Source organism: Pseudomonas sp. JL2, assembly GCF_031570495.1.
GTDB classification, from domain to species: Bacteria; Pseudomonadota; Gammaproteobacteria; order Pseudomonadales; family Pseudomonadaceae; genus Aquipseudomonas; species Aquipseudomonas rhizophila.
Genome location: NZ_JAKUDH010000002.1, coordinates 312471 through 333933, shown reverse-complemented (window position 1 = coordinate 333933; position 21463 = coordinate 312471). Strand labels below are relative to the sequence as shown.

Below are 21463 nucleotides of genomic sequence, written 5' to 3'. Positions count from 1 at the left end.
GCATAACCAAGTACCCGATGACTGTTCAGGGCGCGAAGGCCCTGGAAGAAGAACACGCTTTCCTGACCAAGGTCGAGCGTCCGCGCTTGAGCCAGGCGATTGGCGAAGCGCGTGAGCTGGGCGATCTCAAGGAAAACGCCGAATACCACGCTGCCCGCGAGGAGCAGGGTATGGTCGAGGCGCGAGTCCGTGATATCGAAGGGCGCATGCAGAATGCCGTGATCATTGATGTCACGACGATCCCGCACACCGGCAAGGTCATTTTCGGCACCACAGTGGAAATCGCCAACGTCGAGACTGATGAAAGCGTCACTTACCAGATCGTTGGTGAGGACGAGGCGGACATCAAGCTTGGCAAGATTTCCGTCGGCTCCCCCATTGCTCGCGCCTTGATTGCCAAGGAAGAGGGTGATGTAGTGGTTGTGAAGACGCCGGGTGGTGTCATCGAGTATGAGATTGTCGAAGTCCGTCACATCTGAGCGAAGGCGTCCGCTGCGAGCCGGCGCCATGATCTGGCAGCTCACCCAGATGTTGTGGGTGGGCGGCGTCTGGTTGTTGCACGTCGGTTTGCTGCCGGTGCTGGGTCGAATCGGCCTGGCACCGCTGCTCATCGATGAAATCGCAGCTATGCTGACGTCGCTTCTGGTGGGTTTTTCCTCGGCATGCGTAGTGTTTCAGGCTTTGGTGCTGGTTCAGGCCGAGGGCCTTGACAGTCTATGGCGCGACATTCGTGGGCAGTTGCTGCTCATGTCGTTGTATGCGTGCGGGATGTTTCTTGCTGTACGTCTCGGCTGGCCGGATGCGAGCCTGTGGCAGGTATTCAGTTACCTGGTGCTGGGTTTTTCCGGGTTGGTGCTGGTGTTGCAACCGGTACCCGGATGGAGCAGCAGGGTGCGCGAAGCACACCCTTGACCCTTTGGCATTACTTGAAGCGGTGAACGTTCGACAGTTGCTTGTTGACGCTGAAATTCTTGCGATAAATCAGTGCCATCTTGCCGATGACCTGCACCAGGTCTGCCTTGCCGGTCTTGCACAGTTCGGCAACGGCAGCCAGGCGGGCTTCGCGATCGAGAATATTGAGCTTGATCTTGATAAGCTCATGATCGCCCAAGGCGCGTTCCAGCTCAGCTAGAACACCTTCAGTCAAACCGTTGTCAGCCACAGTCAAAACCGGTTTCAGATGGTGGCCAATGGATTTGTATTGTTTCTTCTGCTCTTGAGTGAGCGGCATAATCTGACCCCTGCGTCTGATCTTGTAAAAAGCGGCGGCCAGTTTACCCGAGCGAGTCCGGGACCGCCCAGTTAATCACGACCCGTTTTATTTTTTAGAGGTAGCCCGTGGCCCGTTCCAAGACTAGCCAGAACTGGCTCAGAGAGCATTTCAACGATCCGTACGTCAAAATGGCGCAAAAAGACGGCTATCGTTCTCGTGCCAGCTATAAATTGCTCGAAATCCAGGAAAAGGATCGTCTGATCCGCCCAGGCATGACCGTGATCGACCTTGGCGCCGCGCCGGGGGGATGGTCTCAGGTGACCAGTCGTCTGATCGGCGGTCAGGGGCGATTGATTGCTTCCGACATCCTGGAAATGGACAGCATCCCCGACGTGACCTTCATTCAGGGCGATTTCACCGAAGACGCCGTGCTGGCGCAGATTCTCGAGGCTGTCGGAAATACGCAGGTTGACCTTGTGATTTCCGATATGGCCCCCAATATGAGTGGATTGGCGGCTGTCGACATGCCTCGAGCAATGTTCCTCAGCGAGCTGGCCCTGGATCTTGCCGGGCGGGTGTTGCGCCCAGGTGGTGATTTTTTGATCAAGGTCTTCCAGGGTGAAGGTTTTGATGAATACCACAAGGGGATGCGCAAGCTGTTCGACAAAGTGCAGATGCGCAAGCCATTGTCGTCGCGCGATCGCTCTCGTGAGCAGTATCTGCTGGCGCGGGGCTTCCGGGGAATTGAAGGCGCAGCCAGTGATGAGCGTCTTTGATAAAGGCCGATAGTTTTTTTTGTCTCGCCTTGCAAGAGCCGTGTTACGAAAATTACGCGGTCAGAGTTTCACAAAGGGTTACAGACGGCGCCTGCCAGAGTCGTAGGTAATGTAGTAAGTTAGGCCGGTGAATATCATGCGAAGCGCGCGCCAGTAGCGGAGCTTGCTTCAGAGGGTAGTTAATTGAACGATATGGCAAAGAATCTGATCCTGTGGTTGATCATCGCCGCTGTCCTTGTGACCGTGATGAACAACTTCTCCAGCCCTAACGAGCCGCAGACCCTCAACTATTCCGACTTCATCCAGCAAGTCAAGGATGGCAAGGTCGAGCGCGTTGCCGTCGACGGTTATGTGATTACCGGCAAGCGCACCGATGGTGACAGCTTCAAGACCATTCGTCCGGCGATTCAGGACAACGGCCTGATCGGCGACCTGGTGGACAATCATGTCGTGGTCGAAGGCAAGCAGCCTGAGCAGCAGAGCATCTGGACCCAGCTTCTGGTGGCCAGCTTCCCGATCCTGGTGATCATCGCGGTGTTCATGTTCTTCATGCGCCAGATGCAGGGCGGTGCCGGTGGCAAGGGTGGGCCGATGAGTTTCGGCAAAAGCAAGGCCCGACTGCTCTCTGAAGACCAGGTGAAGACCACCCTGGCCGACGTCGCCGGGTGCGATGAGGCCAAGGAAGAGGTTGGCGAGCTGGTTGAATTCCTGCGTGATCCGGGCAAGTTCCAGCGCCTGGGCGGCCGTATCCCACGCGGCGTGCTGATGGTTGGTCCTCCGGGTACCGGTAAGACCTTGCTGGCCAAGGCGATTGCCGGCGAAGCCAAAGTGCCGTTCTTCACGATTTCCGGTTCCGATTTCGTGGAAATGTTTGTCGGTGTGGGCGCCAGTCGTGTGCGTGACATGTTCGAACAGGCCAAGAAACACGCGCCTTGCATCATCTTCATCGACGAAATCGACGCTGTCGGTCGCCATCGTGGCGCCGGCATGGGTGGTGGTCACGACGAGCGCGAGCAGACCCTCAACCAGTTGCTGGTCGAGATGGACGGTTTTGAAATGAATGACGGCATCATCGTGATTGCCGCCACCAACCGTCCGGACGTGCTCGATCCTGCGCTGTTGCGTCCAGGCCGTTTCGACCGCCAGGTCGTGGTGGGGCTGCCGGACATTCGTGGTCGTGAACAGATCCTCAAGGTTCATATGCGCAAGGTGCCGATGGGTGACGACGTCGCTCCGGCAGTGATCGCTCGTGGTACACCGGGTTTTTCCGGTGCCGACCTTGCGAACCTGGTCAACGAGGCGTCGCTGTTCGCTGCTCGTACCGGCAAGCGTGTCGTTGAGATGAAAGAGTTCGAGCTGGCCAAAGACAAGATCATGATGGGCGCGGAGCGCAAATCCATGGTCATGTCCGAGAAAGAAAAGCAGAACACGGCGTACCACGAGGCGGGTCACGCGATCGTTGGTCGTGTGGTGCCCGAACATGACCCGGTCTACAAGGTCTCGATCATTCCGCGCGGTCGTGCCTTGGGTGTGACCATGTTCCTGCCGGAAGAAGATCGTTACAGCCTGTCCAAGCGTGCGCTGATCAGCCAGATCTGTTCGCTCTACGGCGGCCGTATTGCCGAAGAAATGACACTGGGCTTTGACGGTGTAACCACCGGCGCGTCCAACGACATCATGCGTGCCAGTCAGATTGCTCGGAACATGGTCACCAAGTGGGGCCTGTCCGAAAAACTGGGTCCACTGATGTACGCCGAAGAAGAGGGTGAAGTGTTCCTCGGTCGTGGTGGCGGTGGCCAGCACGCAAGCTTCTCTGGCGAGACGGCAAAGCTGATCGACTCTGAAGTGCGCAGCATCATCGACCAGTGCTATGGCACCGCCAAGCAGATCCTCACGGATAACCGTGACAAGCTCGACGCCATGGCTGATGCCCTGATGAAGTATGAAACCATTGATGCCGAGCAGATCGACGACATCATGGCAGGTCGCGAGCCTCGCGAGCCTCGTGACTGGTCGGGCGGCGGCACCGGTACGTCCGGTACGCCTCCGGCGGTACAGGGCGAGCGTCCGGAGACACCGATTGGCGGTCCGGCTGCTGACGTTTAAGGCTTGAAATGACTTCTGTTCAGTCCTCAGCCCGGTTGCCTTGCGGCAACCGGGTTCTTGATTTGTCCCATGTCCATGTCATGGGCATTCTCAATGTCACTCCCGATTCCTTTTCCGATGGCGGTCGATTCAGTCAGCTTGATGCTGCGTTGCGGCATGCCGAGGCTATGGTCGCCGCCGGCGCGACGCTGATCGATGTCGGCGGTGAGTCGACCCGGCCAGGCGCGCGGGCAGTTTCGCCCACCGAAGAGCTGGAGCGTGTGGCGCCGATTGTCGAGCGCATCCACCGTGAGCTTGATGTCATAATCTCGGTGGATACATCCACGCCTGCGGTCATGCGTGAGTCTGCGCGGCTTGGAGCGGGGTTGATCAACGACGTTCGCGCCTTGCGGCGCGATGGTGCCCTGGATGCCGCAGCGGCTACGGGGTTGCCGGTGTGTCTGATGCATATGCTGGGCGAGCCCGGAACGATGCAGGACGACCCGCACTATCATGATGTGACCAGGGAAGTCGGAGAGTTTTTGGTGGAGCGCCTGGATCAATGTGCCGCCGCAGGTATTCCTGCGCAGCGGATCATTCTTGATCCCGGGTTCGGCTTTGCCAAGACGCTGGCTCACAACCTGAGCCTGTTCAAACATATGGAAGCCTTGCATGCCCTGGGGCGGCCCCTGTTGGTCGGGGTTTCGCGAAAGAGCATGATAGGCAATGCCCTGGGTCGTCCCGTGGGGGAGCGCCTGTACGGCGGTCTTGCGCTGGCGGCCCTGGCTATTACAAAAGGCGCACGCATATTGCGGGTGCATGATGTGGCCGAAACGATGGATGTTGTGCGGATGATCGCAGCAGTGGATTCAGCCGAATAAGAATGACGGAGCACTTATGAGCAAGAAATACTTTGGCACCGACGGTATTCGTGGTCGGGTCGGCGAATACCCCATTACCCCTGATTTCATGCTCAAGCTCGGCTGGGCTGCCGGTATGGCGTTCCGCAAGATGGGCGCCTGCAAAGTGCTGGTTGGCAAGGACACGCGAATTTCCGGCTACATGTTCGAATCGGCGCTTGAGGCCGGCCTGACTTCGGCGGGCGCCGATGTGATGCTGCTCGGTCCGATGCCGACGCCGGCCATTGCCTACCTGACGCGTACGTTCCAGGCCCAGGCAGGCATCGTAATCAGTGCTTCGCACAACCCGCATGATGACAACGGCATCAAGTTCTTCTCCGGCCAGGGTACCAAGCTGCCGGATGATATCGAGCTGATGATCGAAGAGCTGCTGGACGCGCCGATGACTGTGGTTGAGTCGAGCAAGATCGGTAAAGTGTCGCGGATCAACGATGCGTCAGGTCGTTATATCGAGTTTTGCAAAGGCAGCGTGCCCACCGGTACGAGCTTTTCGGGTCTGAAAATCGTCGTCGATTGTGCTCATGGTGCGACCTATAAAGTCGCGCCAAGCGTATTTCGCGAATTGGGAGCAGAGGTTGTCGTGCTCTCCGCCCAGCCTAACGGGCTGAACATCAACCACAACTGTGGCTCCACTCATACCGAGGCGCTGCAAGCGGCCGTGCTGGCCGAGCAGGCTGATCTCGGGATTGCCTTTGATGGTGACGGTGACCGGGTTCTGATGGTTGATCACACTGGCACTGTCGTCGATGGTGATGAATTGCTGTTCATCATTGCTCGCGATCTGCACGGGCGCGGCAAGCTGCAGGGCGGTGTGGTGGGGACGTTGATGAGCAATCTCGGGCTCGAGTTGGCCCTGGCGGACCTGGATATTCCCTTCGTGCGGGCCAATGTCGGTGATCGCTATGTGATCTCGGAGCTGCTGGAGCGCAATTGGGTGATCGGGGGCGAGAACTCCGGGCATATCGTTTGTTTTGACCACACCACCACTGGCGATGCGATTATTGCTGCCTTGCAAGTGCTGATGGCACTCAAGGCGCGCAATGAAGGGCTTGCGCAGTCGCGTCAGGCGTTGCGCAAATGCCCGCAGGTGCTGATTAATGTGCGTTTCGGCGGTGGTGCGAACCCTCTTGAGCATGCGACGGTCAAGCAAGCCAGCGAGCGCGTAACGCAGGCTATGGCTGGGCGGGGGCGAGTGCTATTGCGCAAGTCTGGTACCGAGCCGTTGGTGCGGGTCATGGTCGAAGGCGAGGATGAAGCACAGGTCCGCGGTTATGCTGAAGAGCTGGCGAAGCTTGTTAGTGAAGTTTCTGCCTGAATTCGGCTTGCCAGTCATCAATCGGTTGGGTAACATCTGCGCCCACTTTGACCGACGAGGTACAGCATGCGTCGCCCTATGGTAGCTGGTAACTGGAAGATGCACGGTACCCGCGCCAGCGTCGCTGAGCTGATCAAAGGCCTTCGTCATCTGGCCTTGTCAAGCGGTGTTGACGTCGCGGTATTCCCGCCTTGCCTGTATATCAATCAAGTGGTTGATGGTTTGAAAGGCAAGTCGATTGCGGTTGGTGCGCAGAATTCCGCGGTGGAATCCATGCAGGGCGCGTTGACCGGTGAAATTGCGCCGAGTCAGCTGGTGGATGCAGGTTGTTCCCTGGTTTTGGTCGGGCATTCCGAGCGCCGCATGATCATGGGCGAGCAGGACAAGACCTTGATCCGCAAGTTTGCTGCGGCCCAGGCCTGCGGTCTGACTCCGGTGTTGTGCATAGGGGAAACCCTTGTGCAGCGTGAAGCCGGCAAGACCCTTGAAGTTGTCGAGCGTCAGCTGGGCAGCATCATCGAGGAGCTGGGTGTCGGTGCTTTTGCAAAGGCGGTCATTGCTTACGAGCCGGTCTGGGCCATTGGCACCGGGCTGACTGCTTCGCCGCAACAGGCGCAGGATGTGCACGCCGCCATCCGCGCGCAGTTGGCGGCAGAGAATTCTGAAGTGGCACGAGGTGTGCGGCTTCTATACGGCGGCAGCGTGAAGGCGGCCAATGCGGTCGAACTGTTCGGCATGCCGGATATCGATGGGGGGCTCATTGGTGGAGCGTCCCTGAATGCAGATGAGTTCGGTGCGATCTGTCGCGCCGCGGGAAACTGAAAAAATGCTGGAAACAGTCGTAGTCGTTTTTCATCTGCTGGGTGCATTGGGTGTAGTTGCCCTGGTATTGCTGCAGCAGGGTAAAGGTGCGGATGCTGGTGCGTCTTTCGGTGCAGGTGCTTCAAATACTGTGTTCGGAAGCCAAGGTTCCTCTACCTTTCTTAGTAAGTTTACTGCTATACTTGCCGCCGGTTTCTTTATAACCAGCTTGGGGTTAGGTTACTTTGCTAAAGAGAAGGCTCAAGAGCTGACTCAAGTAGGTTTGCCAAACCCAGCAGTGTTGGAAGTACCAAAGCAACAACCGGCTTCTGATGATGTACCGGTGCTTCAAGAGCAACAGTCGGCCAATCCGGCGACTGACGTGCCTCCAGCTCAAGAGCAGAAGTAAGAAGGTTTCAAACGCTGTATTGCCGAGGTGGTGGAATTGGTAGACACGCAACCTTGAGGTGGTTGTGCCCATAGGGTGTAGGGGTTCGAGTCCCCTTCTCGGTACCAATTATCAGGAGAGCCCGCGATTGCGGGCTTTCTTGTAGGTGGAAGGGTTACATTGACCCTGTAAGGGATCGGTCGTATACTTCCGCCCCAGCTTTGTCGCGGGATGGAGCAGTCTGGTAGCTCGTCGGGCTCATAACCCGAAGGTCGTCGGTTCAAATCCGGCTCCCGCAACCAGTTTCAGGGGCCCCTTCCAAGGGGCTTTTTGTTAGCTGGACACTTTATAACGCCGCTGTTCAACGGCGTTTCAGGGATGGGCTATTCGCCCATTTTTTTTTTATTTGCACAGCATGCACAAACATGCACGAGGGGGTTCAGGTGTCGAGCAAGCTAGAACAGTTGCAGGCCTTGTTGGCCCCGGTGGTCGTGGCCCTTGGCTATGAATGCTGGGGTATTGAGTTTTCGGCTCAAGGTCGCCACTCACTGTTGCGCGTTTATATCGATAAGGAAGGCGGCGTATTGGTGGATGACTGCGCCATCGTCAGCCGTCAGATCAGCGGTGTATTGGATGTCGAAGATCCAATCACTTCCGAATACACCCTTGAAGTTTCCTCGCCTGGCATGGAACGCCCTCTGTTCACCCTTGAACAGTTCGCTTCGTTTGCCGGTGAACAAGTGAAGATCAAGCTGCGCTCGCCCTTCGAGGGTCGACGCAACTTTCAAGGCCTTCTGCGCGGTGTAGAAGAGCAGGATGTCGTGGTGCAGGTAGAAGACCATGAGTTCCTGTTGCCGATCGATATGATCGACAAGGCCAACATTATTCCCAGTTTTGACTGATACGTGCCAGATACTGCGGATCCCGCGGATCCAATGGCTTGCGAAAGGCGAGGCGTACGATGAGCAAAGAAGTACTGCTGGTTGTTGAGTCGGTATCCAATGAAAAGGGCGTACCGGCTAACGTTATTTTTGAAGCGCTGGAGCTGGCTCTGGCCACTGCTACCAAGAAGCGGTTTGAAGACGAAGTTGATTTGCGTGTGGAAATCAATCGCCACACCGGTGCCTATGAGACTTTCCGTCGCTGGACGGTCGTCGAAGAAGCCGACCTGGACGATCCGGCTATCGAAACCTGGCCAAGCAAGGTTGCAGAAACGCATCCTGGCGCCAAGGTAGGTGATGTAGTCGAAGAGAAGATCGAATCCATCGAGTTCGGTCGTATTGCTGCGCAGACCGCCAAGCAGGTCATTGTGCAGAAAGTTCGCGAAGCCGAGCGTGCGCAAGTCGTCGATGCTTATCGCGAGCGCCTGGGTGAAATCATCTCCGGCACCGTGAAGAAAGTCACCCGCGACAACGTGATTGTCGACCTGGGCAACAACGCTGAAGCGTTGCTGGCTCGTGAAGACATCATTTCTCGCGAAACTTTCCGGGTTGGCGTGCGACTGCGTGCGCTGCTCAAGGAAATCCGCACCGAGAACCGGGGCCCGCAGCTGATCCTGTCGCGTACCGCGCCGGAAATGCTGATCGAGTTGTTCCGCATCGAAGTGCCGGAAATTGCTGAAGGCCTGATCGAAGTAATGGCCGCCTCCCGTGATCCGGGTTCGCGTGCCAAGATCGCGGTCCGCTCCAAGGACAAGCGCATCGACCCGCAAGGTGCCTGCATTGGCATGCGTGGTTCGCGTGTCCAGGCCGTATCCGGCGAGTTGGGCGGCGAGCGTGTGGATATCGTCCTGTGGGACGACAACCCGGCTCAGTTCGTGATCAACGCCATGTCGCCTGCTGAAGTGGCGGCAATTATCGTCGACGAAGATGCCCATGCAATGGACATCGCCGTTGGCGCAGACAATCTCGCTCAGGCCATCGGTCGCGGTGGTCAGAACGTGCGTCTGGCTAGCCAATTGACTGGCTGGACACTGAACGTGATGACCGAATCGGACATCCAGGCTAAGCAGCAAGCTGAAACCGGCGATATCCTGCGCAACTTCATCGAAGAGCTTGAAGTCGATGAAGAACTGGCGCAGGTGCTGGTGGATGAAGGCTTTACCAGCCTGGAAGAGATTGCCTACGTACCGGTGGAGGAAATGCTCAACATCGACGGCTTTGACGAGGACATCGTCAACGAGCTTCGCGCTCGGGCCAAGGATCGTTTGTTGACCAAAGCCATCGCTACTGAGGAAAAGCTGGCAGACGCCCATCCGGCCGAAGACCTGCTCTCGCTTGAGGGCATGGACAAGGATTTGGCGATGGAACTGGCGGTGCGCGGCGTAATTACCCGCGAAGACCTGGCCGAGCAGTCTATTGACGATCTGCTCGACATCGACGGCATTGACGATGATCGTGCCGGCAAGTTGATCATGGCCGCCCGAGCCCACTGGTTCGAGTAATTAGGCGCGGCCTGAGGAGAGAAGTGCATGACGCAAGTCACGGTGAAACAACTGGCCGATGAGGTCAAAACACCGGTAGAGCGCCTGTTGCAGCAGATGCGTGAGGCAGGTCTGCCGCACACCGCCGCCGAGGAACATGTGACCGACAGTGAGAAGCAGTCCCTGCTGACTCACTTGAAGAGCAGTCACAAGGCGAAAGTGGAAGAACCGCGCAAGATCACTCTGCAGCGTAAAACCACCAGCACCCTGCGTGTTGCCGGTAGCAAAAGCATCAGCGTTGAAGTACGCAAGAAGAAAGTCTTCGTACAGCGCAGCCCGGAAGAAATCGAAGCCGAGCGCAAACGCGAACTGGAAGAACGTCGCGCAGTAGAAAATGCTGCACGTCAGAAGGCTGAAGAAGAAGCCAAGCGTCGCGCCGAAGAAGAAGCGCGTCGCCAGCCTGCTGCTGCGCAATCCGCTCCGGCCGAAGCCGTTGCGGCTCCAGCCCCGGCAGCCGAGCCAGTGCGTGAAAGCGCGCCGGTCCCGGCACCCGCTCCAGCACCTGCGGCCGATACTCGCAAGCGCGACGAACAGCGTCGTCCGGACAAACCACGTGCCGACGACAACCGTCGGGGCAGTGGCGATGGCGAGCGCAAAAACGCTCCTCATCGTGCTTCGGTCAAGGAAAAGGCGCCAGCACCACGCGTTGCGCCACGTACCACCGACGAAGAAAGCGATGGCTTCCGTCGTGGCGGTCGCGGCAAGGCCAAGCTGAAGAAACGCAACGCCCACGGTTTTCAGAGCCCTACCGGCCCTGTCGTGCGTGAAGTGAAGATCGGCGAGACCATCACTGTGGGCGATCTGGCCCAGCAGATGTCGGTCAAGGCTGCTGAAATCATCAAGTTCATGTTCAAGCTGGGTACGCCGGCCACCATCAACCAGGTACTGGATCAGGAAACTGCCCAACTGGTTGCTGAAGAGCTGGGCCACAAAGTGACCCTGGTCAGCGACACGGCCCTGGAAGATTCCCTGGCCGAGTCCCTGAAGTTTGAAGGCGAGGCGGTTTCCCGTGCTCCGGTCGTGACCGTAATGGGCCACGTTGACCACGGTAAAACCTCCCTGCTCGACTATATCCGTCGTGCGAAGGTTGCGGCAGGCGAGGCGGGTGGTATCACCCAGCACATCGGCGCCTACCACGTTGAAACCGACCGCGGCATGGTGACGTTCCTCGACACCCCAGGTCACGCTGCGTTTACCGCAATGCGTGCCCGTGGTGCCAAAGCGACCGACATCGTGATCCTGGTGGTCGCAGCGGACGACGGCGTGATGCCACAAACCATCGAAGCCGTTCAGCATGCCAAGGCAGCTGGCGTCCCTCTAGTGGTTGCGGTGAACAAGATCGACAAGCCGGGCGCCGATCTCGATCGCATCCGTAGCGAACTGTCGGTTCACGGCGTGACTTCCGAAGAGTGGGGTGGCGACACTCCATTCGTACCGGTCTCCGCGAAGATGGGTACTGGCGTTGACGAGCTGCTCGAAGCCGTTCTGTTGCAAGCCGAGGTTCTGGAACTGACTGCTACACCTTCGGCTCCTGGCCGTGGCGTGGTCGTCGAATCGCGTCTCGACAAGGGCCGTGGCCCGGTTGCGACCGTTCTGGTTCAAGACGGTACCCTGCGCCAGGGCGACATGGTGCTGGTCGGTTCGAACTATGGCCGCGTGCGCGCCATGCTCGACGAGAACGGCAAGCCCATCAAGGAAGCAGGTCCTGCTATCCCGGTCGAGATCCTCGGCCTGGACGGCACTCCGGACGCTGGCGACGAGATGAGCGTTGTGGCTGACGAGAAGAAAGCCCGTGAAGTGGCTCTGTTCCGTCAAGGCAAGTTCCGCGAAGTCAAACTGGCTCGTGCTCACGCCGGCAAGCTGGAAAACATCTTCGAGAACATGGGCCAGGAAGAGAAGAAGACGCTCAACATCGTCCTCAAATCCGACGTCCGTGGATCGCTGGAAGCGTTGAACGGCGCCTTGAATGGCCTGGGTAACGACGAAGTGCAAGTGCGTGTGGTCGGTGGCGGTGTCGGTGGTATCACCGAATCCGACGCCAACCTGGCACTGGCCTCCAACGCTGTACTGTTTGGCTTCAACGTGCGTGCCGATGCCGGCGCTCGCAAGATCGTCGAGCAGGAAGGCCTGGATATGCGTTACTACAACGTGATCTACGACATCATCGAAGACGTCAAGAAAGCCCTGACCGGTATGCTGGGCAGCGATGTTCGCGAGAACATCCTGGGTACCGCTGAAGTGCGTGACGTGTTCCGTTCGCCGAAGTTCGGCGCGATCGCCGGTTGCATGGTGATCGAAGGTGTCGTTCACCGTAACCGTCCAATCCGTGTACTGCGTGAAGACATCGTTATCTTCGAAGGCGAGCTGGAATCCCTGCGCCGCTTCAAGGATGACGCTTCGGAAGTCCGCGCTGGCATGGAATGCGGTATTGGCGTCAAGAGCTACAACGACGTCAAGGTCGGCGACAAGATCGAAGTCTTCGAGAAGGTCCAGGTTGCTCGCAGCCTCTGACTCGCGTACTTCAAGAGCCGCACCGGGCAGTCGCATGAACATGCGCTGCCTCTCAGGCGGACTCTAAACGCAACGCCCGGTCTGGCTTTTGTCAGGCCGGGCGTTTGCCGCTTTCAGACCTCACGGGTTTGACCGTGGGGCAGTAACAGGTAACAAGACATGGCAAAAGAATATAGCCGTACCCAACGAATCGGCGATCAGATGCAGCGCGAGCTGGCCCAACTGATCCGTCGCGAAGTCAAAGACCCGCGCGTCGGCCTGGTCACCATTACCGCAGTGGAAGTCAGCCGTGACGTCGGTCATGCAAAGATTTTCATCACCGTGATGGGGCAGGACAGCGCCGAAGAAATCGCCCAAAGCATCAAGGTGCTCAACTCGGCTGCCGGTTTCCTGCGGATGCAGTTGGCCCGGGAGATGAAGCTGCGCAGCGTTCCACAGTTGCACTTCCACTACGACGAAAGCGTCGTGCGGGGCGCGCATCTGTCGGCCCTGATCGAGCGCGCCGTGGCTGAAGACAGTCAGCACCCGGTTGCGGCTGAACCCGAAGACACCAAGGAGTAAATGGTGGCTCAGGTCAAACGTATCCGCCGTAACGTCAGCGGCATCATCCTGCTCGACAAACCGCTGGGGTTCACCTCCAACGCGGCGTTGCAGAAGGTTCGCTGGCTGCTCAATGCCGAGAAAGCCGGGCACACCGGCAGTCTCGATCCGCTGGCTACCGGCGTGTTGCCACTGTGTTTTGGCGAGGCGACCAAGTTCTCTCAGTATTTGCTCGATTCGGACAAGGGTTATGAAACCCTGGCGCAACTGGGCAAGACCACCACCACGGCGGACGCCGAAGGTGAGGTGTTGCTGGAGCGGCCGGTGACCGTTGGTCAGGCTGATATCGAGGCTGTGTTGCCGGGTTTTCGCGGACAAATCAGCCAGATACCGCCGATGTACTCTGCTCTCAAGCGTGATGGCCAGCCGTTATACAAACTGGCCCGTGCAGGCGAAGTAGTGGAGCGTGAACCGCGTTCTGTTACTATTGCGCGCTTGGAATTGCTGGCCTTTGACGGTAATACTGCGCGGCTGGCAGTCGATTGCAGCAAAGGCACCTATATCCGCACCCTGGTGGAGGATATTGGTGAAAAGCTCGGCTGTGGTGCGTACGTGGCCGAACTGCGACGGACCCAGGCCGGACCTTTCACGCTGGCCCAGACGGTCACGCTGGAAGAGCTCGAAGCGGTACATGCCGAAGGCGGCAACGAAGCGGTTGACCGTTTCCTGATGCCATCGGACAGCGGCCTGCTGGACTGGCCACTGTTGCAGTTCTCCGAGCACAGCGCGTTCTACTGGCTCAACGGCCAACCGGTACGTGCTCCGGATGCACCGAAGTTCGGCATGGTACGGGTACAGGATCACAATGGCCGCTTCATCGGTATCGGTGAAGTGAGCGAAGACGGGCGCATTGCGCCGCGTCGACTGATTCGGTCGGAATGACCGGAACCAGCCTGTGTAACAGCAGGTTGGCGAGTGTGGCTGTTAACAGGCACGGTCACTACTCATTTATAGATACAGGGATTTGTCCCTGGCCTGTTGGTACGGTTTCCTTGGGAACGGTACCTTACAAGAGGAAAGCCACATGGCACTCAGCGTTGAAGAAAAAGCTCAGATCGTGACCGACTACCAGCAAGCTGTTGGTGATACTGGTTCGCCAGAAGTGCAAGTTGCACTGCTGACCGCCAACATCAACAAACTGCAGGGTCACTTCAAGGCCAACGGTAAAGATCACCACTCCCGTCGTGGTCTGATCCGCATGGTAAACCAGCGTCGTAAGCTGCTGGATTACCTCAAGGGTAAGGACGTAAGTCGTTACAGCACCTTGATCGGTCGCCTGGGTCTGCGTCGCTAATCAGCGATTGCGCTATGAGGTTGGTTGTCTGCCTGTTGCCTGCGTTTTGCGCCGGCAGCCGGCAGGCTCCCAGCCTCAAGTTTTATCTGGACAGTCGTTGGGCCGATTCCCCGCACTGCCCAAGAATTTCGCAAGAAGACAAGTTCCCCAAGAGCCACAAAGAAGGTAGGACACCGTGAACCCGGTAATCAAAAAATTCCAGTTCGGTCAGTCGACCGTTACCCTCGAGACTGGCCGTATCGCCCGTCAGGCCTCCGGCGCAGTGCTGGTCACCGTTGACGACGACGTCAGCGTATTGGTGACCGTTGTCGGTGCCAAGCAAGCCGATCCAGGCAAGGGCTTCTTCCCTCTGTCTGTCCACTACCAGGAAAAGACTTACGCTGCCGGTAAGATCCCTGGCGGTTTCTTCAAGCGCGAAGGCCGTCCTTCCGAGAAGGAAACCCTGACTTCCCGACTGATCGACCGTCCGATCCGTCCGCTGTTCCCAGAAGGCTTCATGAACGAAGTGCAGGTTGTCTGCACCGTCGTTTCCACCAGCAAGAAGACTGATCCGGACATCGCTGCGATGATCGGTACTTCGGCCGCGCTGGCGATCTCCGGCATTCCTTTCGATGGTCCGATCGGCGCTGCCCGTGTTGCGTTCCACGAAAGCACCGGCTACCTGCTGAACCCGACCTACGAGCAACTGAAAGCTTCGAGCCTGGACATGGTCGTGGCCGGTACTTCCGAAGCCGTGCTGATGGTTGAATCCGAAGCCAAAGAGCTGACCGAAGACCAGATGCTGGGCGCTGTACTGTTCGCCCACGACGAGTTCCAGGTGGTGATCAACGCCGTCAAGGAACTGGCCGCCGAAGCCGCCAAGCCAACCTGGACCTGGGCTCCACAAGCCGAAGCCACCGAACTGCTGGGCGCGATCCGTGCCGAGTTCGGCGAAGCGATCTCCCAGGCTTACACCATCACCGTCAAGGCCGATCGTTATGCGCGCCTGGGCGAGCTGAAAGACCAGGTGGTTGCCAAGCTGTCCGGTGAAGAAGGCCAGCCGACTGCCGCTGAAGTCAAAGCCGCTTTCGGTGAAATCGAATACCGCACCGTTCGCGAAAACATCGTCAACGGCAAGCCACGCATTGACGGTCGCGACACTCGCACCGTGCGTCCGCTGAACATTGAAGTCGGCGTTCTGCCAAAGACCCACGGTTCGGCGCTGTTCACCCGTGGCGAAACCCAGGCCCTGGTCGTTGCAACACTGGGCACCGCCCGTGACGCGCAACTGCTGGACACCCTGGAAGGCGAGAAAAAAGACCCGTTCATGCTGCACTACAACTTCCCTCCGTTCTCGGTGGGCGAGTGTGGTCGCATGGGTGGCGCCGGTCGTCGCGAAATCGGTCACGGGCGTCTGGCCCGTCGTTCGGTCCAGGCCATGCTGCCAGCCGCTGACGTGTTCCCGTACACCATTCGCGTGGTATCGGAAATCACCGAGTCCAACGGTTCGAGCTCCATGGCTTCGGTCTGCGGCGCTTCCCTGGCCCTGATGGACGCCGGTGTGCCGATGAAGGCTCCGGTTGCCGGTATCGCCATGGGTCTGGTGAAAGAAGGCGAGAAGTTCGCCGTCCTGACCGACATCCTGGGTGACGAAGACCACCTGGGCGACATGGACTTCAAAGTGGCCGGTACCGCCAAAGGCGTGACCGCACTGCAGATGGACATCAAGATCAAGGGCATCACCGAAGAGATCATGGAAATCGCCCTGGGCCAAGCCCTGGAAGCGCGCCTGAACATCCTCGGCCAGATGAACCAGATCATTGGTCAGTCGCGTACCGAGTTGTCGGAAAACGCTCCGACCATGATCGCGATGAAAATCGACACCGACAAAATCCGTGATGTCATCGGTAAAGGCGGCGCGACCATCCGTGCGATCTGTGAAGAAACCAAGGCTTCGATCGACATCGAAGACGACGGCTCGATCAAGATCTTCGGCGAAACCAAGGAAGCGGCAGAAGCAGCACGTCAGCGCGTCCTGGGCATCACCGCAGAAGCCGAGATCGGCAAGATCTACGTGGGCAAGGTTGAGCGCATCGTCGACTTCGGCGCGTTCGTCAACATCCTGCCGGGCAAGGACGGTCTGGTTCACATCTCCATGCTGAGCGATGCTCGCGTCGAGAAAGTGACCGACATCCTCAAAGAAGGTCAGGAAGTGGAAGTGCTGGTACTGGACGTGGACAACCGCGGCCGTATCAAACTGTCCATCAAGGACGTAGCGGCAGCCAAGGCGTCGGGCGTTTAATCACCCCCTCGCTTAGCCGCTGAACAAGCAAACGCCCCGACTGGTTCGGGGCGTTTTGCTATGCGCGGGAAATCACCGTGTCGCAGGTTGCCTGGCCATAAGCTCAGTGCTAGGTTTAGCCCACCGCCCGTGTAGCTCAGCCGGTAGAGCAGCGCACTCGTAACGCGAAGGTCGCAGGTTCGATTCCTGTCTCGGGCACCATTTCCCCTCGCTATTTCATCTTTCTGCTCAGTTCATCGACAGTGCGTTTGAGCTGATCCATCTCGCGATCCTGATCGCTGAGTTCCCGTTTCAGGGACGAAATTTCGCTGTTGTTCGAGCTCGAGTTCGAGCCGCTGTTGCGCTTGAGTTCTTCCACTTGCTTGGCAAGGTCTTTCAGATCGCTTTCCTGGTCCTTGATCGTGCGTTTGAGATCCTCAATCTCCTTGCTGCTGGAGTTGGAACTGGTCCCACTATTGCGCTTGAGCTCCTCAATCTGGCGAGCTTGCTCGCGGAGGATGTGCTTTTGATTTTCCAGTTCGGCGGCGTTGTCCTTCACCGTTTTTGGCAGACTTTCCAAGGCCCCTACGCTGATGTTGGTCTTGACGAGTATGTCCTTGTCAATGAGTTGCGAAGAGCAGGAATTGTGTCGGAGGCCAACGGCAAATCAGAGGTGGCTTCGACAGCGGCTTGAGCAAGGCTGGCCACTGTCAGGCTGCCGAACAGCAAGGTGGCGATCGCAAGGGGGGTAGAGGGAAGCTTGGAAAAAATGCGCATCACTGGGTTCCTTGTGAAATGCTGATGTGGCACATGGCTATGACTGGATGTTTTGACATATGTTCCCAACTTCTTGCGCACCTTGCGCAACTGTTTTTTGTGGGATAGATGTAAAGAGCCGTGTAAATCATCGGCAAAACGTCCTATATTCGTCGTTGCATGAGCATCGCCCAGCAGTTTTCAGATGATCCCCGAATGGTTCTGAAGGCCAGGAAAACAGGGCTTGTAACGGTTTCTGCGGCAGAGAGATCCTTGATGATCCAGATCCATCTTCCATTCCTCCGATCAGCGAGAACGACATGACTGCTAAAGAACTCACCCAGGAAGCCAGATACGAAGAAGCACTGAAGAAGTACGTGCTGGATGCGCCCCAGTTGCTCGAAGAGATCAAGGACCTGAGCGCCGACGATCAAAAAGACCAGATCCAGTGGGCGTTCGAGGATGAGGCCGAAGCCCAGGGATTACAGCCTTGGGAGTTGACGCTCAAGTACACCAGCACACCTGAAGAGTTCGAGGAACAGCGCCTTGCCTTGCACAAGGAAGCGGCCGAGGTACTGGGTGTGGAATGGGATGAATACTGCGAGATGAATAATCTTGTAGTTTAAAAGCAGCTTCAAGCTACAAGCTACAAGCTGCAGGGCAAGCACGGAATGGCTTGATGCTTGCAGCTTGGGGCTTGAAGCTGCTCAGAGACTGAGCCGCATCGACAGGTCCACCGCTTTCACATCCTTGGTCATTGCCCCGATCGAGATGTAGTCCACCCCGGTCTCGGCAATGGGGCGCAACGTGCTTTCGTTGATCCCGCCGCTGGCCTCCAGCTTCGCCTTGCCGCCGTTCAGGCGTACGGCTTCGCGCATGTCGTCCAGGCTCAGTTCGTCGAGCATGATGATGTCGGCATTGGCCGCCAGCGCTTCTTTCAATTCAGTCAGGCTTTCCACTTCGATTTCCACCGGTTTGCCCGGTGCGATCTTGTGGGCGGCGGCAATGGCCTGGGCGATGCCGCCGCAGGCTGCGATGTGGTTTTCCTTGATCAGGAAGGCATCGTAGAGGCCGATGCGGTGGTTATGGCAACCGCCACAGGTGACGGCGTACTTCTGGGCCAGGCGCAGCCCAGGGAGGGTTTTGCGAGTGTCCAGCAGCTTGACCTGGGTGTCGGCCACAAAGTCGGCCAGGTAGCGGGCCCGGGTGGCCACGCCAGAAAGCATCTGCAGAAAGTTCAGCGCGCTGCGTTCGCCGGTCAGCAGCGAGCGGGCCGGGCCTTCGAGGTGGAACAGCGCCTGGTCGGGGCTTGCCCGGTCGCCATCGCGTACTTGCCAATGCACGGCGACGCGCGGATCCAGTTGCCGGAACACGGCATCGACCCAGGCCGTGCCGCTGATGACTGCGGCTTCCCGGGTAATGATGGTGGCTTTGGCCAGGCGTTCGGCGGGGATCAGTTGCGCGGTGATGTCGCCGCTGCCGATGTCTTCGAGCAACGCGCGGCGCACGTTGGCCTCGATTTCGGCGGTCAGATCGGCGAGACGTAGATTCGGCATAACGGGCTCCACAAACAAAGTGGCCCGATTATAGGGCCAGTGGCTTGTCTCACAAACAATGTTCCTTATGGGGGACGGCGCCGGACGTCTGCGCCAGGCATCGAAACCTGCATTTGGTCGCATCCTCGCAACATTTCCCCGATTGTCCGGTCACTTATTGCGGAGTATTTCGACCTGGGTCACAGAGTCTGCTGGCATGACCGGGTTCTTTTACCAGATAATCCGCCTTTCGATTGACGTCATGGCTTTGACGTTTCGAGCGCAAGAGCACCCTTTCAGGAGACCAGGATGCACAACGACGGGAATGTAGTGCCCTTGCACAAGGTTTCTACCGATCAGGCGAACCGTTCGCCGCTCGCCCGCCTGCCTGTGATTCTGCTTCAGGTGCGCGACAAGGCCGCCCAGCAGTTGCGCCTTGGTTTGCAGGGGCTGTTCGACAATGCCGACGACACGCTGTTTGAAATGGCCGATCGGGCGCGCAACGATGTCGATCAGAACCTGTTCTTCGAAGCCATGCGGGACTTGCGCCTCAAGCGCAAAAGCATTGAGCGCGAATTTATCGAGCAGTTTTTCGAAGCCTTTGTCAGCCTCGCCCAATACGATCCGACCCAAGCCACCTTGGCGCCGGCGCACGCCTCCGGCCCTCAGGTTCAGCGCACGCATGATGACCTGGAGCGCCATCTGGCGGTGGAGGCCATGGTCACCCGTGTGCTCAGTCGCGATAGCGTGGCTCTTGAGCAACTGACTGCACGGCTCAGCGTCTTGCTCACCAGGCCGCTGGCAAACCAGCAGAACCCTTTGAGCCCAGCGCTGCTGTGTGAAAACTTTCTACAGGCCGGTCGCAACCTGGGGGTGGAGATCAAGGTCAAGCTGATCTTGCTCAAATTGTTCGAGCGCTATGTGCTCAGCGAGTGCGATCAACTGTATACCGAGGCCAACCAGTTGCTGGCCGCTACGGGCATCCTGCCGGATCTCAAGATTTCACCCTCGCGACGAGCGTCGGATCGCGCCGATGAGGCCCCGCGTACCAAGACTGAAAGTGCCGGCCCCAAGGCCGCCGAAGTCGATGACAGCGTGCAGGAAGTATTTGCTGCGTTGCAGAAACTATTGATGCAGGTGCGTGGCAGCGTGGCGCCGACTCTGGAGGCCAGCGCACCGGCCCAACCGATCTCGACCCGTGATTTGCTGCGCCTGCTTTCCCATTTGCAGCAGTACGTGCCGGCGCCTGCCATCGAGGATGAGTTCGACCTGCGCAGCCAACTCGAACAGCTGCTGACCCGGGTCAGCGTCAGAAGCGGCAAGTCGCGGGTGGTCGACGACGCCGATGAAGACGTGATCAACCTGATCTCGATGATGTTTGAATTCATCCTCGACGACCATAACCTGCCGGACTCCTTCAAGGCGTTGATCGGCCGTCTGCAGATTCCGATGCTCAAGGTTGCGGTGCAGGACAAGAGCTTTTTCAGTCGGGGCAATCATCCGGCCCGACGGTTGCTCAATGAAATCGCCGCTGCTGCCACGGGCTGGGGCGATTGCGACGACCATCAGCGCGACAGCCTCTATCTGCGCATTGAACAGGTGGTGCAGCGGTTGTTGAATGACTTTGTCGATGACCCGGCGATCTTCTCTGAATTGCTGGCCGATTTCCTGGCCTTCACCAGCGATGAAAGACGTCGCAGCGAATTGCTCGAACAGCGTATTCGTGACGCCGAAGAAGGTCGGGCCAAGGCCGAACTGGCGCGCCTGCGCGTCGAAGGCGTGCTGAATCAGGTCATGCTGGGCAAAGTGTTGCCGCAAGCGGTGGTGGAGTTCGTGCAGCACGCCTGGAGCCAGGTGTTATTGCTGACCTGCTTCAAGCACGGCAAATATTCAGCCGAGTGGCAGGCCGACGTTTTGACGCTGGAACAGCTGATCTGGAGCGTCCAGCATCACGAAGAACCGGATGCCGGCCTGCGCTTGCTGACGATAGTGCCGCAGCTGCTCAAAGCCTTGCGTGAAGGCCTGAGCCGTTCGGCGTTCGACCCGTTTGCCACCAGCGAGTTTTTCAGCGAGCTGGAAACCCTCCACGTGCTGGCCCTCGAACGCATGGGACAGGCAACGGAACAAACCCAGTCGTTCAATTCGCCGGTCATGGTCCAGGTCTCGGAGAAAATTGTCCTGCGCACCGCTCAAAAGGCCCCGGAAGACAGTGCGGCGGTGCACTTGCCGGCCGATGATGTGGGCCTGCTTCAGGTCGATCAGTTGCGATTGGGAAGCTGGGTTGAGTTCCAGGAGGACGATGACAACAGCCTGCGTTGTAAACTGGCGGCGATCATCGAGGCCACCGGCAAATACGTCTTCGTCAACCGCACTGGCCTCAAAGTGCTGGAGCACAGCCGCACCAGCCTGGCCCTGGAATTTCGCCGGGGGACGGCGCGTCTGTTGGACGACACCTTGCTGTTCGACCGGGCGCTGGAATCGGTGCTGGGCAATCTGCGTCAGCTCAATCGCGGCAAGTGATCGCACA

General features: G+C 58.2%; 19 protein-coding genes, 3 tRNA genes and 1 pseudogene. 20 read left to right on the top strand and 3 right to left on the bottom strand.

Features of this window, described 5'->3' with window-relative positions; all coding sequences use genetic code 11:
• Positions 1-2: 2 nt before the first annotated feature.
• Both greA and MKS85_RS05535 read left to right on the top strand, forming a co-directional pair.
• A complete protein-coding gene (gene greA, locus MKS85_RS05540; RefSeq protein WP_027911987.1) occupies positions 3-479 on the top strand; it encodes a transcription elongation factor GreA in 477 nt (158 codons plus the stop codon).
• 28 nt (positions 480-507) lie between these two features.
• The gene (locus MKS85_RS05535; RefSeq protein ID WP_047229061.1) at positions 508-912 is read left to right on the top strand and encodes a hypothetical protein; all 405 of its coding nucleotides are present in this window, start codon (positions 508-510) and stop codon (positions 910-912) included.
• A 10-nt stretch (positions 913-922) separates the two neighbouring features.
• Here the strand turns inward: MKS85_RS05535 and MKS85_RS05530 are convergent, their stop codons facing one another.
• The gene (locus tag MKS85_RS05530) at positions 923-1231 is read right to left on the bottom strand and encodes a YhbY family RNA-binding protein (protein WP_003177852.1); all 309 of its coding nucleotides are present in this window, start codon (positions 1229-1231) and stop codon (positions 923-925) included.
• A gap of 107 nt (positions 1232-1338) precedes the next feature.
• Here MKS85_RS05530 and rlmE point away from each other — a divergent pair, with 107 nt between their 5' ends.
• The 16 genes from rlmE to MKS85_RS05450 all read left to right on the top strand — a co-directional run bounded on the left by rlmE (position 1339) and on the right by MKS85_RS05450 (position 16867).
• A complete protein-coding gene (rlmE, locus tag MKS85_RS05525; RefSeq protein ID WP_047229060.1) occupies positions 1339-1989 on the top strand; it encodes a 23S rRNA (uridine(2552)-2'-O)-methyltransferase RlmE in 651 nt (216 codons plus the stop codon).
• Between the two features lie 192 nt (positions 1990-2181).
• On the top strand, positions 2182-4095 hold the full coding sequence (gene ftsH, locus MKS85_RS05520; RefSeq protein ID WP_047229059.1) for an ATP-dependent zinc metalloprotease FtsH: 1914 nt from the start codon (positions 2182-2184) through the stop codon (positions 4093-4095).
• Positions 4096-4103: 8 nt separating this feature from the next.
• Entirely contained in the window at positions 4104-4955 is an 852-nt protein-coding gene (gene folP, locus MKS85_RS05515) for a dihydropteroate synthase (protein ID WP_188250999.1), read from the top strand.
• 16 nt (positions 4956-4971) lie between these two features.
• On the top strand, positions 4972-6309 hold the full coding sequence (glmM, locus tag MKS85_RS05510; RefSeq protein ID WP_139049106.1) for a phosphoglucosamine mutase: 1338 nt from the start codon (positions 4972-4974) through the stop codon (positions 6307-6309).
• A gap of 66 nt (positions 6310-6375) precedes the next feature.
• Positions 6376-7131, top strand: a complete 756-nt coding sequence (tpiA, locus tag MKS85_RS05505; protein WP_107321863.1) for a triose-phosphate isomerase — start codon at positions 6376-6378, stop codon at positions 7129-7131.
• A gap of 4 nt (positions 7132-7135) precedes the next feature.
• Complete coding sequence (gene secG, locus MKS85_RS05500; RefSeq protein WP_047229055.1) at positions 7136-7519, top strand: preprotein translocase subunit SecG; 384 nt, start codon at positions 7136-7138, stop codon at positions 7517-7519.
• Between the two features lie 21 nt (positions 7520-7540).
• Positions 7541-7626, top strand: a tRNA-Leu gene (locus tag MKS85_RS05495).
• Between the two features lie 97 nt (positions 7627-7723).
• Positions 7724-7800: transfer RNA gene (locus MKS85_RS05490), tRNA-Met, on the top strand.
• A gap of 141 nt (positions 7801-7941) precedes the next feature.
• Positions 7942-8400 carry a ribosome maturation factor RimP gene (rimP, locus tag MKS85_RS05485; RefSeq protein ID WP_025211790.1) on the top strand — a complete coding sequence of 153 codons (459 nt, stop codon included), beginning with the start codon at positions 7942-7944 and terminating at the stop codon, positions 8398-8400.
• A gap of 59 nt (positions 8401-8459) precedes the next feature.
• The gene (nusA, locus tag MKS85_RS05480) at positions 8460-9941 is read left to right on the top strand and encodes a transcription termination factor NusA (RefSeq protein ID WP_047229054.1); all 1482 of its coding nucleotides are present in this window, start codon (positions 8460-8462) and stop codon (positions 9939-9941) included.
• A 27-nt stretch (positions 9942-9968) separates the two neighbouring features.
• The gene (infB, locus tag MKS85_RS05475) at positions 9969-12491 is read left to right on the top strand and encodes a translation initiation factor IF-2 (protein WP_047229053.1); all 2523 of its coding nucleotides are present in this window, start codon (positions 9969-9971) and stop codon (positions 12489-12491) included.
• A 159-nt stretch (positions 12492-12650) separates the two neighbouring features.
• Positions 12651-13052 carry a 30S ribosome-binding factor RbfA gene (rbfA, locus tag MKS85_RS05470; RefSeq protein ID WP_003177871.1) on the top strand — a complete coding sequence of 134 codons (402 nt, stop codon included), beginning with the start codon at positions 12651-12653 and terminating at the stop codon, positions 13050-13052.
• A gap of 3 nt (positions 13053-13055) precedes the next feature.
• Positions 13056-13973, top strand: coding sequence for a tRNA pseudouridine(55) synthase TruB (gene truB, locus MKS85_RS05465; RefSeq protein ID WP_076383530.1), 918 nt, complete (start codon positions 13056-13058; stop codon positions 13971-13973).
• Positions 13974-14115: 142 nt separating this feature from the next.
• A complete protein-coding gene (gene rpsO, locus MKS85_RS05460; RefSeq protein WP_024684882.1) occupies positions 14116-14385 on the top strand; it encodes a 30S ribosomal protein S15 in 270 nt (89 codons plus the stop codon).
• 175 nt (positions 14386-14560) lie between these two features.
• Positions 14561-16666 (top strand): polyribonucleotide nucleotidyltransferase, encoded by a 2106-nt coding sequence (gene pnp, locus MKS85_RS05455; protein WP_047229052.1) that lies wholly within the window; start codon positions 14561-14563, stop codon positions 16664-16666.
• A 125-nt stretch (positions 16667-16791) separates the two neighbouring features.
• A tRNA-Thr gene (locus MKS85_RS05450) sits at positions 16792-16867 on the top strand.
• 10 nt (positions 16868-16877) lie between these two features.
• Here MKS85_RS05450 and MKS85_RS05445 read toward each other — a convergent pair.
• Positions 16878-17422: pseudogene (locus MKS85_RS05445) on the bottom strand (hypothetical protein).
• 299 nt (positions 17423-17721) lie between these two features.
• Here MKS85_RS05445 and MKS85_RS05440 point away from each other — a divergent pair.
• The gene (locus tag MKS85_RS05440) at positions 17722-18027 is read left to right on the top strand and encodes a DUF6388 family protein (protein ID WP_188250996.1); all 306 of its coding nucleotides are present in this window, start codon (positions 17722-17724) and stop codon (positions 18025-18027) included.
• Between the two features lie 81 nt (positions 18028-18108).
• Here MKS85_RS05440 and nadC read toward each other — a convergent pair whose 3' ends face one another.
• Complete coding sequence (nadC, locus tag MKS85_RS05435) at positions 18109-18957, bottom strand: carboxylating nicotinate-nucleotide diphosphorylase (RefSeq protein ID WP_047229050.1); 849 nt, start codon at positions 18955-18957, stop codon at positions 18109-18111.
• Between the two features lie 288 nt (positions 18958-19245).
• Between nadC and MKS85_RS05430 the strand changes: the two genes are divergently transcribed.
• Positions 19246-21456 carry a DUF1631 domain-containing protein gene (locus MKS85_RS05430; RefSeq protein ID WP_188250995.1) on the top strand — a complete coding sequence of 737 codons (2211 nt, stop codon included), beginning with the start codon at positions 19246-19248 and terminating at the stop codon, positions 21454-21456.
• Positions 21457-21463: the final 7 nt, after the last annotated feature.

Excerpts from the sequence above, each read along its gene's own strand:
- MKS85_RS05535 (WP_047229061.1), top strand. The coding sequence starts at position 508 with ATGATCTGGCAGCTCACCCAGATGTTGTGGGTGGGCGGCGTCTGGTTG.
- MKS85_RS05530 (WP_003177852.1), bottom strand. The coding sequence starts at position 1,231 with ATGCCGCTCACTCAAGAGCAGAAGAAACAATACAAATCCATTGGCCAC.
- ftsH (WP_047229059.1), top strand. The coding sequence starts at position 2,182 with ATGGCAAAGAATCTGATCCTGTGGTTGATCATCGCCGCTGTCCTTGTG.
- folP (WP_188250999.1), top strand. The coding sequence starts at position 4,104 with ATGACTTCTGTTCAGTCCTCAGCCCGGTTGCCTTGCGGCAACCGGGTT.
- glmM (WP_139049106.1), top strand. The coding sequence starts at position 4,972 with ATGAGCAAGAAATACTTTGGCACCGACGGTATTCGTGGTCGGGTCGGC.
- tpiA (WP_107321863.1), top strand. The coding sequence starts at position 6,376 with ATGCGTCGCCCTATGGTAGCTGGTAACTGGAAGATGCACGGTACCCGC.
- secG (WP_047229055.1), top strand. The coding sequence starts at position 7,136 with ATGCTGGAAACAGTCGTAGTCGTTTTTCATCTGCTGGGTGCATTGGGT.
- nusA (WP_047229054.1), top strand. The coding sequence starts at position 8,460 with ATGAGCAAAGAAGTACTGCTGGTTGTTGAGTCGGTATCCAATGAAAAG.
- infB (WP_047229053.1), top strand. The coding sequence starts at position 9,969 with ATGACGCAAGTCACGGTGAAACAACTGGCCGATGAGGTCAAAACACCG.
- rbfA (WP_003177871.1), top strand. The coding sequence starts at position 12,651 with ATGGCAAAAGAATATAGCCGTACCCAACGAATCGGCGATCAGATGCAG.
- rpsO (WP_024684882.1), top strand. The coding sequence starts at position 14,116 with ATGGCACTCAGCGTTGAAGAAAAAGCTCAGATCGTGACCGACTACCAG.
- MKS85_RS05440 (WP_188250996.1), top strand. The coding sequence starts at position 17,722 with ATGACTGCTAAAGAACTCACCCAGGAAGCCAGATACGAAGAAGCACTG.
- nadC (WP_047229050.1), bottom strand. The coding sequence starts at position 18,957 with ATGCCGAATCTACGTCTCGCCGATCTGACCGCCGAAATCGAGGCCAAC.
- MKS85_RS05430 (WP_188250995.1), top strand. The coding sequence starts at position 19,246 with ATGCACAACGACGGGAATGTAGTGCCCTTGCACAAGGTTTCTACCGAT.